Here is a 12,804-nt window from a genome sequence, read left to right as displayed (position 1 = left end):
GGGTTAGAAGCGGGCGGGTTCGCGGTAGATGCCCCACTCGGCGCGGAGGGCGTCGCAGATCTCGCCAAGGGTGGCTTCGGCGCGGATCGCCTCGAGCATGGCCGGGATCATGTTCTCGTCGGTACGGCTGACCTCGACCATGCGGGCGACGGCGGCCTTGACCGCGGTCTCGTCGCGGGCGGCCTTGCGCTCGGCCAGCACCCGACGCTGCTCCAACTCCACCTCGTGCGAGATGCGCAGGATCTCCAGGTCCTTGGAAACCGTGCCGGTGTGGCAGTTGACCCCGACGATCCTCTTGTCACCCTTCTCCAGCGCCTGCTGGTAGACGAAGGCCGACTCGGCGATGTGGCCGGTGAACCAGCCGTCCTCGATGCCGCGCAGGATGCCCGAGGTCATCGGACCGATCTTGTGCGGGCCCTCGCCACCGAGCTGCCGGATCCGGGCGAAGATCTCCTCCGCCTCGGCCTCGATCTTGTCGGTGAGCGCCTCGACGTACCACGACCCGCCGAGCGGGTCGGCCACGTTGGTCACCCCGGTCTCCTCCATCAGCACCTGCTGGGTACGCAGGGCGATCTCGGCCGACTCGTCGGTGGGCAGGGCGAGGGTCTCGTCGAGGGCGTTGGTGTGCAGCGAGTTGGTCCCGCCGAGCACCGCGGCGAGCGCCTCGACGGCCGTCCGCACCACGTTGTTGACCGGCTGCTGGGCGGTCAGCGACACCCCGGCGGTCTGGGTGTGGAACCGCAACCAGAGGGCCTTCTCGCTGGTGGCGCCGTAGACGTCGCGCAGCCAGCGGGCCCAGATCCGGCGGGCGGCCCGGAACTTGGCGATCTCCTCGAAGAAGTCCACGTGGGAGTCGAAGAAGAAGCTCAGCCCCGGGGCGAAGACGTTGACGTCCAGCCCGCGCGACAGCCCCAGCTCGACGTAGCCGAACCCGTCGGCCAGGGTGTACGCCAGTTCCTGCGCGGCGGTCGAGCCGGCCTCCCGGATGTGGTACCCGGAGACCGACAGCGGCTTGTACCGCGGGATCTCCCGGGCGCAGTACTCCATCAGGTCGCCGATCAGGCGCAGGTGCGGCTCCGGGTCGAAGAGCCACTCCTTCTGCGCGATGTACTCCTTGAAGATGTCCGTCTGCAACGTACCGTCCAGGGTGGACAGGTCGGCGCCCTGCCGCTCGGCGGCGACCAGGTACATGCAGAAGACCGGCACGGCCGGGCCGGAGATGGTCATCGAGGTGGTGACGCCGGCCAGGTCGATGCCGCCGAAGAGCACCTCCATGTCGGCGGCCGAGTCGATGGCCACGCCGCAGTGGCCGACCTCGCCGAGCGCCTGCGGGTCGTCGGAGTCGCGGCCCATCAGCGTCGGCATGTCGAACGCGACCGAGAGCCCGCCGCCGCCCGCGCCGAGGATCATCTTGTAACGCTCGTTGGTCTGCTGGGCGTTGCCGAACCCGGCGAACTGCCGGATCGTCCAGGTCCGCCCGCGGTAGCCGGTGGGGTGCAGCCCCCGGGTGTACGGGAACTCGCCCGGCCAGCCGATCCGCTCGAAGCCCGGGTACGCGCTGCCCTCCGGCGGGCCGTACACCGGGTCCACGGTCATCCCGGAGAGCGTGGTGAAGTCCGCGTCCCGCTTGCGCGCGGCGTCGTAGCGGGCCTGCCAGCGTGCCCGTCCGGCGGCGATCTCGTCGGCGTTCATCCGCGGAGCTCCTCCTCCTCGAGTCCTCGACTGAAGACCGAGTGTAGAACGGCTGCCTGAACGATCGCTAAGGATGTTCGTACCGGCCGGTAACCTGACCGGCCGGTACGCACCCGTGCGGTTACTCCGGTGAGCCTGAGTTCTGCTGTCGTCGGTACTGCTCGACCGGGAGGCCGCCCCGTCCCCAGTTCTCGGTGTCGACCTCGTCGATCACCACGAAGGTCGAGTCCAACGGCTTGTTCAGGACGTCGAGCAGCAGTTCGCTCACCCCCTTGATGAGGGCGGCCTTCTCCTCGGCGGTCGCCGCGGACGCACCGGGCGTGCTGCCCTCCCGGGTGATCTGGATGGTGACGATCGGCATCGGCGTGGTCCTTTCTGCGGGTTGCGGTGGGGTCAGTGACCGGCGTTCTGGCCACCGTCGACGTGCAGGATCTCGCCGGTGACGAAGGGCGCCGACTCGAGGTAGACGACGGCGTCGACGATGTCGCTGGTCTCGCCCATCCGGCCGACCGGGTGCAGGCCGGCGAGCGCCGCGTGGGTCTCGACCGGGTGCATCGGGGTCTTGATGACGCCGGGCGCGACGGCGTTGACCCGGACGCCCCGGCTCGCGTACTCGATCGCCAGGGACTTGGTCGCGGAGCTGAGGCCACCCTTGGTCAACGACGCCAGCACGGACGGGACGTTGGAGTTGGCATTGTCCACGAGGCTGGTGGTGATGGTGACGATGTGTCCGGCGCCGGTGGCCAGCAGGTGCGGCAGGGCGCGCCGGGTGAGGTGGAAGAACCCGGCGAGGTTGATCCCGGTGGCCAGGTCGTACTCCTCGTCGGTGTAGTCGGTGAACGGCTTGGCGATGAAGACGCCCGCGTTGTTGACCAGGGTGTCGATGCGGCCGAAGCGCTCCAGGGCGGCGTTGATCACCCGCTCCGCGGTGTCGGCGTCGGCGATGTCGCCCCGGACGGTGACGATCTCCGGGTCGCCGGCGTCGCCGATCGAGCGCGAGGTCGCCACGACGCCGTACCCGAGCTTGCGGTACGCCGCCACGAGGCCGGCGCCGATGCCCTGCGACGCCCCGGTGATCACGGCGACCTTCTGTCCCTGCGTGCTGCTCATGACGTTCCTCTTCCTGACTGGCCGATGCCCTGTTGGCCGGGGGCCTGTATGCCCAGTAGACGACTGGTCGACAAAAAGCTAGCCGACCGGTCGTGTATCGTCAAAGGCATGGGACGGACGAGTGACGCGCGGAACAAGATCCTCGGTGCGGCCGCGACGCTGCTGGAACAGCGCGGATATTCGGCGCTGGGCGTGGCGGAGATCTGCACCACGGCGAACGTGCCCAAGGGCAGCTTCTACTACTTCTTCGAGTCCAAGCAGGCCCTGGCGCTCACCGTCATCGACGAACACTGGGCGAGCCAGCGGCGGCAGTGGGTCGAACTGCTCAGCAGCGACCGCGACCCGCTGCGGCGCCTACGGGACCTGTTCCAGGCCACCGAGGAGGTGCAACGCGCCGGGCAGCGGAAGGGCGGCCTGGTCGTCGGTTGCCTCTTCGGCAACCTCGCGCTGGAGCTCAGCAACCAGGCCGAGGAGATCCGCAGCCGGCTCCAGGAGATCTTCGAGGCCCAGATCGACCTCATCGAGCAGGTGATTGTCGAGGCGAAGGACCTGGGGCAGGCCGGCGCGTCGGTCGACGCCCACGAAGCCGCGCGGTCCATGGTCGCCCAGATCGAGGGACGCGCGCTGCTCGCGAAGCTGCTCAACGATCCGGCCCAGCTCGAGACGCTGTGGCGGAACAGCCTGGACCTCCTCCAGGTGCCACCGCAGGTTCGGGCGGCACTGGACTGAACGGACCGGCGCTGACCACGACCCACCCGATCGACGTGGACGGCGCCGCGGGCAGCCTCAGGCCGACGGGACCGCCGGACGGCCCAGGGCCACGTCGTCGACCCGGATGTTGATCTCGTCCACCCGCAGCCCGTACGCCTCGACCGCCGCCGTCACCGCCGACCGCACCGCGTCGGTCACCTCCGGCACCGGCCGGCCGGCGGAGATCACCAGCACCAGGTTGACCACCGCCGCGCCGTTCGTGACGTGCGCCGAGCAGCCCCTCGTCGCGTCGCCCACCTGGTCCAGCCCGACCTTGTCGAGCACCGCGTTGAAGAACCGGGCCACGTCCCCACCCAGCTCGGCCACCCCGGGCACCGACTTCGCGGCGGCCACCGCGATCTTCTCCACCACCTCGTCGGAGACGTGGGTCGTGCCGCCCGCCACCGCGTCCGGCGTCACCGACAACTCCTGGGTCGCCTCGTCAGCCATGCTCTTCCCCCACCACACACGCGCGCACCGCCCCACGGCAGTGAGGCGGTGCGAGCGTACTAGTTGGCCGGGGTCCGGAGTGGACGGGTCAGGCGCCGAGCTGGGCCAGCAGTTCGTCCGCGGCGGCGTACGGGTCGATCGCGCCCTCGGCCACCTTGGCGGCGAGCGTCGGCAGCTCCGTACCGTCGCGCAGGGAGCCGATCCGGTTGCGGAGGACGCCCAGCGCGATGGCCTCGACCTCGGCGGCGGCCCGCGCCTCCCGGCGGCGGCGCAGCTCGTCGTGCTGCTCCAGCCAGCCGCGGTGCTTGTCGATGGCGGCGGCGATGTCGTCGATTCCCTCGCCCCGCGCGGCGACGGCCCGCACCACCTGCGGCCGCCACTCCCCCGGCCCGCGCTCGCCCAGGGCGATCATGCCCTGGATGTCGCGGACGGTGGCGTCGGCGCCGTCCCGGTCGGCCTTGTTGACCACGAAGACGTCCGCGATCTCCAGGATGCCGGCCTTCACCGCCTGGATCGCGTCGCCCATGCCCGGGGCGAGCAGCACCAGCGTGGTGTCGGCCAGCGAGGCCACCTCCACCTCGGCCTGCCCGACGCCGACGGTCTCCACCAGCACCACGTCGCAGCCGGCGCCCTCCAGCACCCGGACCGCCTGCGGGGTCGCCGCGGAGAGCCCGCCGAGGTGACCCCGGCTGGACATCGAGCGGATGTAGACGCCCGGGTCGGTCGCGTGGTCCTGCATCCGGACCCGGTCGCCCAGGATCGCCCCGCCGGTGAACGGGCTGGACGGGTCGATGGCCAGCACGCCGACCCGGTGGCCGCGCGCCCGCAGCGCCCGGACCAGCTCGTTCGTGGTGGTCGACTTGCCCACCCCCGGGGACCCGGTCAGGCCCACCACCTGGGCCTGACCGGCGTACGGCGCGAGGGCCGCCGCGACCTGCGGCAGCACCTCGTCGCCGGACTCGACCAGGGTGATCAGCCGGGCCACCGCGCGGGGGTCACCCGCGCGGGCCCGCTCCACCAGCATCGGTACGTCCCGGCTGCGGCGCACCGATCCGGTGGCCGCCGGGGCGTTCTCGACGGTTTCGCCCACGGTCAGCTCTCGCCGCCCGCCGGCACGTGGATGATCAGCGCGTCGCCCTGGCCGCCGCCACCGCAGAGCGCGGCCGCGCCGGTGCCGCCGCCACGCCGCTTGAGCTCCAGCGCAAGGGTGAGCACCAGCCGGGCGCCGGACATGCCGATCGGGTGGCCGAGCGCGATGGCGCCGCCGTTGACGTTCACCTTGTCGGTGCTGATCCCGAGGTCCCGCGCGGACTGGATGCCGACCTGGGCGAACGCCTCGTTGATCTCGATGAGGTCGAGGTCGGCGACGCTGAGGCCGCCCTTCTTCAGGGCGTGGTTGATGGCGTTGGACGGCTGCGAGTGCAGCGAGTTGTCCGGACCGGCCACGTTGCCGTGCGCGCCGATCTCGGCCAGCCAGGTAAGCCCCAGCTCCTTGGCCTTGGCCTTGCTCATCACGACCACCGCGGCGGCCCCGTCCGAGATCGGCGAGGAGCTGCCGGCAGTGATGGTGCCGTCCTTGGTGAACGCCGGGCGCAGCTTGCCCAGCGACTCGGCGGTGGTGTCCGGGCGGATGCCCTCGTCCTCGTTGATCACCAGCGGCTCGCCCTTGCGCTGCGGGATGACCACCGGGGTGATCTCGTCGGCGAAGTGGCCGTTCTTCTGCGCGGCGGCGGCCCGCTGGTGGCTGGCCGCGGCGAAGGCGTCCTGCTCCTCGCGGGTGATGCCGTGCTTGACGCCGTGCCGCTCGGTCGACTCGCCCATCGAGCAGCAGTCCCAGGCGTCGCTGAGCCCGTCGAGGGCCATGTGGTCCTTGATCGTGACGTCGCCGTACTTGTAGCCGCTGCGCTGACCGAGCAGCAGGTGCGGGGCGTTGGTCATCGACTCCATGCCGCCGGCCACCACGATGTCGAACTCCCCGGCCCGGATGAGCTGGTCGGCCAGGGCGATCGCGTCCAGGCCGGAGAGGCAGACCTTGTTGATGGTCAGGGCCGGCACGGACATCGGGATGCCCGCCTCGACCGCCGCCTGCCGGGCCGGAATCTGACCGGCGCCGGCCTGGAGCACCTGCCCCATGATCACGTACTGCACCTGGTCGGGGGCGACGCCGGCGCGCTCCAGCGCGGCCTTGATCGCCACCCCGCCGAGCTTCGTCGCCGGGAGGTCCTTGAGGTTGCCCAGCAGCCGGCCCATGGGGGTCCGCGCGCCGCTGACGATCACCGAAGCCATGCCTGCCTCCGAGGGGGTGCCGAGCTGTACGCCTTAACGATTGTTCGGTCAGACTAGCGCCATGGCAGAGAACTCCCCCGTCGAGCCCGCTGCGGACTACGTCACAGACATCGGGCTGCGCCGCATCGACCACGTCGGGATCGCGGTGGCCGACCTGGACGCCGCGATCGACTTCTACCAGCGCACCTTCGGGATGCGCTGCGTGCACACCGAGACCAACGCCGAGCAGGGCGTACGCGAGGCGATGCTGGCCGTCGGCCCGACCACCGAGGGCGGCTGCGTGCAGCTGCTCGCCCCGCTCACCCCGGAGTCGACGATCGCCAAGTTCCTCGACCGCAACGGGCCGGGCGTGCAGCAGGTCGCGTACACGGTGGCGGACATCGACGCGGCCTGCGCTGCGCTGCGGGAACGCGGCGTCCGACTGCTCTACGAGAAGCCGAAGCGCGGCACCGCCGACTCCCGGATCAACTTCGTCCACCCAAAGGACGCCGGTGGCGTCCTGGTCGAGCTGGTGGAGCCGGCCGCCGACGGCCACTGACCGGTTCGGTTCGTCGGATGCGGCAGGTCGCGGGGTCCCGGTCCGGGACGCGGCGACCTGCCGCAGTCCGGACCGGCCCACCGTGCCGGCGTCCCACCACGCGGGAAGGCGTGCGGCGCTGCGCGGTTGGGCCTTCCCACGGACAGCTCCACGCATCGGTCGATGCAGTTTTTCACAGAGGACTTCCCGCCCTAGCTACCGTTCAGTAACGTCCGGCCCCACAGGAGCGCGACCGGTGCCGGATGTGTCGATTGCCGACATGGCGGTCGGTCGCACCGGCGCCGACGATGGCAGCACCCCCTGCCCCCCGGGCGTGGGTGCGGACGAACGGGAGGTCACCGTGCAGGACATCCTCGAAGCGATCATGGCGGCGGAAGGCTCCGACCAGCCGGAGCGGGAGCTCGCCGGCCTCGCCGGCCTGCCGGTACCGGAGACCTACCGGGGCGTGGTGGTGCGCGCCGAGGACACCCGGATGTTCGACGGGATGGCCACCCGGGACAAGGACCCGCGCAAGGCCCTGCACCTGCAGGAGGTGCCCACCCCGGAGCTCGGCCCCGGCGAGGCCCTGGTCGCGGTGATGGCCAGCGCCATCAACTACAACACCGTCTGGACCAGCATCTTCGAGCCGCTGTCGACCTTCAAGTTCCTCCAGCGCTACGGCCGGCTCTCCGAGCTGACCCGCCGGCACGACCTGCCGTACCACGTGGTCGGGTCGGACGCCGCCGGCGTGGTGCTGCGCACCGGCCCCGGGGTGACGAAGTGGAAGGCCGGCGACGAGGTGGTCGCGCACTGCCTGTCGGTGGAGCTGGAGGACGCGGCCGGCCACGACGACACCATGCTCGACCCGCAGCAGCGGATCTGGGGCTTCGAGACCAACTTCGGCGGCCTCGCCGAGCTGGCCGTGGTCAAGGCCAACCAGCTGATGCCCAAGCCGCGCCACCTGAGCTGGGAGGAGGCGGCCAGCCCCGGGCTGGTCAACTCCACCGCGTACCGGCAGCTGGTCTCCCACCACGGGGCCAACATGAAGCAGGGCGACGTGGTGCTGATCTGGGGCGCCTCCGGCGGCCTGGGCGGCTACGCCACCCAGATGGCGTTGAACGGCGGGGCGATCCCGGTCTGCGTGGTCTCCTCCCCGGAGAAGGCCGAGCTGTGCCGGAAGATGGGCGCCGACCTGGTCATCGACCGCGCGGCGGAGGGCTTCCGGTTCTGGAAGGACGAGGAGACCCAGGACCCGGACGAGTGGCGCCGCTTCGGCGAGCGGATCCGCGAGCTGACCGGCGGCGAGGACCCGGACATCGTCTTCGAGCACCCGGGCCGGGAGACCTTCGGCGCCAGCGTCTACGTGGCCAAGCGCGGCGGCACCATCGTCACCTGCGCCTCCACCAGCGGCTACCAGCACCAGTACGACAACCGGTACCTCTGGATGCACCTCAAGCGGATCGTCGGCAGCCACTTCGCCAACTATCGCGAGGCGTGGGAGGCCAACCGCCTCGTCGCGCTCGGGAAGATCCACCCGACGGTGTCCAGGACCTACCCGCTGGAGCAGACCGGCCAGGCCGCGTACGAGGTGCACCGCAACGCGCACCAGGGCAAGGTCGGCGTCCGGTGCCTCGCGCCCGCCGACGGCCTCGGCGTCCGCGACACCGAGCTGCGCGCCCGGCACGAAACGGCGATCAACCGGTTCCGGGGCCACTGACCCGTACGGGTACGGCCGGGTCGACCATTGCGGCGAGGCGGCCATTGCCTTTCCGCCGACCGGCACACCATTCGAGTCACGGCTGACAAAGGGCCGCGGGGCCTCGTCCCGCGGCCCCTTTCCCGTTCACCATGCGTGACGTCCGACCCGCCCGGGAGCTGCCAAGATCGCCGTTTGGTCCGGGTCCCGGCGGCGCCCGGAGTTGACCATGTAATGAGGACACGAAAGCTCGGGACCGCTCTTGCGAACGACCCCGGGTGGTCTGCGAGTATGTCCCAATGCCCCAGCAGCAGTCCTCCCCTCTCGCGTTCTTCGACAACGCGAACTCGCAGCCCGATTTCACCGTTGGCCTGCGCGGATACAACACCGGTCAGGTCGATGACTTCATCGGCCGGCTGACCGCCGCGCTGACCCAGTCCGAGCAGGCCCGCGCCGAGGCCGAGCAGCGGATGAACGACGCCCAGCGCCGGCTCCGCCAGGCCGAGCAGCGCCAGAACGCGCTGGAGCAGAAGCTCACCGACACCAACAAGCAGCTCGAGGAGAACAGCCGGCCGACCCTCTCCGGCCTCGGCACCCGCGTCGAGCAGATCCTCCGGCTGGCCGAGGAGCAGGCCAACGACCACCGCAACGAGGCCAAGCGCGAGTCGGAGGGCATCCTCTCCGCCGCCCGCCTCGAGGCCCGCGAGATCACCGACAAGGCGCGCGCCGAGGCGGCCGCGATGAAGGCCACCGCGGAGCGGGAGGCCGGCAGCGTCCGCACCGTCGCCGAGCGGGAGGCCGCGGAGGTCCGGGTCCAGGCCCGCCGCGAGGCGGACACGCTGCGCGCGGACGCCGAGCGGGAGACCAAGCAGCTGCGTACCGTCACCGCGCACGAGGTGGCCGAGCTGAAGTCCACCGTCGAGCGTGAGGTGGCGACCCTGCGGGCCACCGCCGAGCGGGAGATCACCCAGCAGCGGGCCAAGGCTGCGCGGGAGGCCGAGGAGAAGCGCGCCGAGGCGACCAAGCTGCTCACCGACGCGCGGGACAAGCGCGACAAGGACCTGCAGGCCCTGGAGCTCCAGCTCGCCGAGCGGCGGGAGAAGGCCGAGCGCGAGGAGTCCGAGCGGCACGCCGCGCAGGTCGCGCAGACGCAGAAGCTGGTCAGCGAGGCCGAGCAGCGGGCCCGGGCGGCCCAGGAGCGGGCCAAGGAGATCGAGCAGCGGGCCGAGGTCCGCCGGGTCGAGTCCGAGCGCACCGCCAACGACACGGTGGAGAAGGCCAAGGCGCTGGCCGAGAAGACGCTCAACGAGGCCAAGGCCGAGTCGCAGCGCCTGCTCAGCGAGGCCCGCACCGAGGCCGAGCTGACCACCCAGGCGGCCCGTCGCGAGGTCGAGGACCTCACCCGGCAGAAGGACGCCGTCACCTCTCAGCTCGGGCAGATGCTCTCCGGTCTCGCCGGCATCGTGCCGGGCGTGCCGGCGGCCGCGGCCAAGCCGGAGGCGGCCAAGAAGGAGGGCTCCGAGGAGCGGGTCACCGCCGAGTCGGCCAACTGAGCACCACCCGCATCGGGGCATGATCCACGGCGCGGGGTGACACCGGGTGACCGGTGGAACCCCGCGCCGTCATGCTTTCGCCGCCCGTTCCGTCCTATCGGTGAAGTAGCTCCCAACAGGGGCGTCCGTATCGCCCCAGCAGAGCCGGATGCGTGTGAGGATGGGGGCATGTCGCACGGCGAGGAACTGTTTGCTCTCGGCGGGGACGTGACCACGGAGCCAAGCTTCGAGTCCGCTCTGCGGGGGTACGAGAAACGACAGGTCGACCGGTACGTCGCTCGTGCGGAGCACGAGATCGCCACCCTGACGTCCGAGCGGGAGCAGGCGTACACGCAGATCCACAAGCTGGCCGGCCAGGTCGAGGTGCTGCAACGCGACCTCGCCCAGGTGCGCAAGCAGGTGGGCGTGGTGGACCGCGCCTCGTTCCGGCACCTGGGGCCCCGGGTCGAGCAGATCCTCACCATGGCCGAGGAGCAGGCCGACGACATTCTCACCTCCGCCAACGAGGAGATCGAGGCGCGGCGGGCGGCCGCCGAGCACATCATCGAGGAGGCCCGGAAGCAGGCCGCGCAGGCGCTGAAGGACTTCGAGATCGCCCTCGCCGCCCGGCGAGCCGAGGAGGAGCGGCACACCGCCGCCCGCAAGGCCGAGGCGGACGCCCACCTGAAGGCCGCCAAGGACGAGGCGGAGACGCTGAGCCGGACCGCCAAGGGCGAGGCGGAGACGCTGAGCCGGACCGCCAAGGAAGAGGCGGAGACGCTGCGCCGGACCGCCAAGGAAGAGGCGGAGACGCTGCGCCGGACCGCCAAGGAAGAGGCGGAGACGCTGCGCCGGACCGCCCAGGACGCACTCGCCAAGGCCCAGCAGGAGGCCACCCAGCTCCGGGACACCGCCAAGGAGATCCACACCCGGGCCCAGCAGGAGTCCACCCGGCTGCGGGAGTCGGCCAAGGCGGCAGTGGCCAAAGCCCAGCAGGAGGCCACCCAGCTCCGCGAGGCCGCCAAGGAGGTGCACGCCAAGGCCCAGCAGGAGGCCAAGCGCCTCACCGAGTCCGCGACCGAGGCGAGCCGAGCCACCCACGCCAAGGCGCTCCAGGAGGCCAAGAAGATCGTCGACGACGCCGAGGAGGCGGCGAAGGCGACCCGCGGCCGGGCCCGGCAGGAGGCCAACCGGCTCACCACCGAGGCCGCCGACGCCGGCAAGCGCAACCGGGCCGAGGTCGAGGCGTACGTCCAGCGGATGCGGAGCGAGACCGAGGCGTACGTCCAGCACGCCCGCGCCCAGACGCAGCAGGAACTGGGCGCCTGGCGGGCCGGGGTGGAGCAGGAGGTCAACTCCCGACGGGAGGCGGCGGACAAGGAGCTCGCCCAGCGCCGAGCCGCCGCCGAGCAGGAGTTCGCCAAGCGCCGCGACGAGCTGGACAGGCAGCACACCACCCGGCACGCCGAGCTGGAGAAGCTACACAAGACCCGGCAGGACGAGCTGGAGCAGACGTACACGGCCCGGCGGAACGAGATCGAGCAGGGCGCCGCGGCGATCCGCGAGGCCGCCGAGCAGGACGCGCTGACCATGCGGCGCCGCGCCGAGGACGAGGCCGCGGAGCTGCTCCGCCGGGCCGAGGCCGACGCCGCCGGCAAGCGCCGCAAGGCCGACGAGCACGTCGCCGCCTCACGCCGGCAGTTCGAGGAGTACGCGGCCACCACCCAGCAGCACCTCGCCACCACCCAGCAGCACCTCGCCGCCACCCAGCAGGAGGTGGCCACCGGCCGGCAGCAGCTCGCCCAGGTGATGCTGGAGATCGCGCAGGCCCAGCAGGAACTGGCCGACCTGCGGCAGGAGACCTGGAAGTCCCGGCAGGAGTCCGACGAGCTCCAGCGGCAGCTGGCCGAGCTGCGCCTGCAGGACGCCACTGGCGCGGCGTCCGCCGGCCTCGCGGCCACTCCGGTCAGCCCAGGCAAGCTGGCCGGAGCCGCCAGCGGGGGCGCGGGCCCGACGACCGGCACGGGCGCGAACCCGGTCTCCGGCACGGGCAGGGCGCCGGTGACCGCCAACGGCAGGGCACCGGTCCCCGCCAACGGCAAGGAGCCGGCGACGCCCGCCCCGCCCGGAGCGAAGGAGCCGATGACCGCGGCCCCGCCCGGAGCGAAGGAGCCGGCGAAGGTCGCCCCGGCCGGAGCGAAGGAGCCGGCGAAGGCCGCCCCGGCCGGAGCGAAGGAGCCGGCGACCGCGGCCGGTGCGAAGGAGCCGGCCGGCGCCGGCGCCGCAACGGCCGACGCCGGACCGGCCCGTCCGGTCCGCGAGCCGGTGACCACGGTGGACGGCGCCGCCGCCGTGGACGGTGAGCCAACCGTGGCCGCCGTGCCGGGCGAGGGCGGCCGGGGCGCCACCCCGACGAAGATCACCAGCACCGGCGAGAACGGCAAGCGACCGACGAAGCCGACCACGGACGAGCGCAGCGCCAGGCCGAGCGCCGTCACCGTCGAGTCCGACTGACCGCCGCGGCACCCGCGCCCGGCGAGAGCGGATCGACGTCGCCGCAACGTGGGGGGTGATTCGCCGCCCCGCACACCGCCACATCCCCGACCCCGGTGCGCGCACCGCTACCTCCCCGACCTGGCAGCACGGGGCGTCCCCGGACACCGCCACATCGCCGAGCGGCGACGTCGATCCGCTCTCGCCGGGCGCGGGTGCCGCGGCGGTCAGTCGGACTCGACGGTGACGGCGCTCGGCCTGGCGCTGCGCCCGTCCGT

General features: G+C 72.0%; 11 protein-coding genes. 5 read left to right on the top strand and 6 right to left on the bottom strand.

The annotated features are described in order from the left end of the window. Nucleotides 1–3: 3 nt before the first annotated feature. From icmA to DKT69_RS26870, 3 genes are all read right to left on the bottom strand, one after another. Nucleotides 4–1,692, bottom strand: a complete 1,689-nt coding sequence (gene icmA / locus DKT69_RS26880; protein WP_109804294.1) for a coenzyme B12-dependent isobutyryl-CoA mutase large subunit — start codon at nt 1,690–1,692, stop codon at nt 4–6. A gap of 121 nt (nt 1,693–1,813) precedes the next feature. Beyond that, on the bottom strand, nt 1,814–2,053 hold the full coding sequence (locus DKT69_RS26875) for a tautomerase family protein (RefSeq protein WP_109804293.1): 240 nt from the start codon (nt 2,051–2,053) through the stop codon (nt 1,814–1,816). Between the two features lie 32 nt (nt 2,054–2,085). Then, a complete protein-coding gene (locus DKT69_RS26870) occupies nt 2,086–2,802 on the bottom strand; it encodes an SDR family NAD(P)-dependent oxidoreductase (protein WP_109804292.1) in 717 nt (238 codons plus the stop codon). A gap of 108 nt (nt 2,803–2,910) precedes the next feature. Here DKT69_RS26870 and DKT69_RS26865 point away from each other — a divergent pair, with 108 nt between their 5' ends. After that, nucleotides 2,911–3,531, top strand: coding sequence for a TetR family transcriptional regulator C-terminal domain-containing protein (locus DKT69_RS26865; RefSeq protein WP_109804291.1), 621 nt, complete (start codon nt 2,911–2,913; stop codon nt 3,529–3,531). A 57-nt stretch (nt 3,532–3,588) separates the two neighbouring features. Here the strand turns inward: DKT69_RS26865 and DKT69_RS26860 are convergent, their stop codons facing one another. The 3 genes from DKT69_RS26860 to DKT69_RS26850 form a co-directional block, all read right to left on the bottom strand. Next, complete coding sequence (locus DKT69_RS26860; protein WP_109804290.1) at nt 3,589–4,002, bottom strand: Asp23/Gls24 family envelope stress response protein; 414 nt, start codon at nt 4,000–4,002, stop codon at nt 3,589–3,591. A gap of 88 nt (nt 4,003–4,090) precedes the next feature. Beyond that, complete coding sequence (gene meaB, locus DKT69_RS26855) at nt 4,091–5,026, bottom strand: methylmalonyl Co-A mutase-associated GTPase MeaB (protein ID WP_236648371.1); 936 nt, start codon at nt 5,024–5,026, stop codon at nt 4,091–4,093. A 68-nt stretch (nt 5,027–5,094) separates the two neighbouring features. Continuing rightward, the gene (locus DKT69_RS26850; RefSeq protein ID WP_109804288.1) at nt 5,095–6,288 is read right to left on the bottom strand and encodes an acetyl-CoA C-acetyltransferase; all 1,194 of its coding nucleotides are present in this window, start codon (nt 6,286–6,288) and stop codon (nt 5,095–5,097) included. 61 nt (nt 6,289–6,349) lie between these two features. Between DKT69_RS26850 and mce the strand changes: the two genes are divergently transcribed. The 4 genes from mce (at nt 6,350) to DKT69_RS26830 (ending at nt 12,547) form a co-directional block, all read left to right on the top strand. After that, nucleotides 6,350–6,826, top strand: coding sequence for a methylmalonyl-CoA epimerase (gene mce / locus DKT69_RS26845; RefSeq protein WP_109804287.1), 477 nt, complete (start codon nt 6,350–6,352; stop codon nt 6,824–6,826). A gap of 340 nt (nt 6,827–7,166) precedes the next feature. Continuing rightward, nucleotides 7,167–8,522 carry a crotonyl-CoA carboxylase/reductase gene (ccrA, locus tag DKT69_RS26840; RefSeq protein ID WP_109804295.1) on the top strand — a complete coding sequence of 452 codons (1,356 nt, stop codon included), beginning with the start codon at nt 7,167–7,169 and terminating at the stop codon, nt 8,520–8,522. Nucleotides 8,523–8,800: 278 nt separating this feature from the next. Further along, nucleotides 8,801–10,054 (top strand): DivIVA domain-containing protein, encoded by a 1,254-nt coding sequence (locus tag DKT69_RS26835; RefSeq protein ID WP_109804286.1) that lies wholly within the window; start codon nt 8,801–8,803, stop codon nt 10,052–10,054. A 168-nt stretch (nt 10,055–10,222) separates the two neighbouring features. Next, nucleotides 10,223–12,547 carry a coiled-coil domain-containing protein gene (locus tag DKT69_RS26830; RefSeq protein WP_109804285.1) on the top strand — a complete coding sequence of 775 codons (2,325 nt, stop codon included), beginning with the start codon at nt 10,223–10,225 and terminating at the stop codon, nt 12,545–12,547. Nucleotides 12,548–12,804: the final 257 nt, after the last annotated feature.

This window comes from Micromonospora sicca (genome assembly GCF_003172935.1).
In the GTDB taxonomy this organism is placed as follows: Bacteria; Actinomycetota; Actinomycetes; order Mycobacteriales; family Micromonosporaceae; genus Micromonospora; species Micromonospora sicca.
The sequence above is the reverse complement of the archived record's forward strand: the minus strand, read 5'-3'. Positions and strand labels throughout refer to the sequence as shown.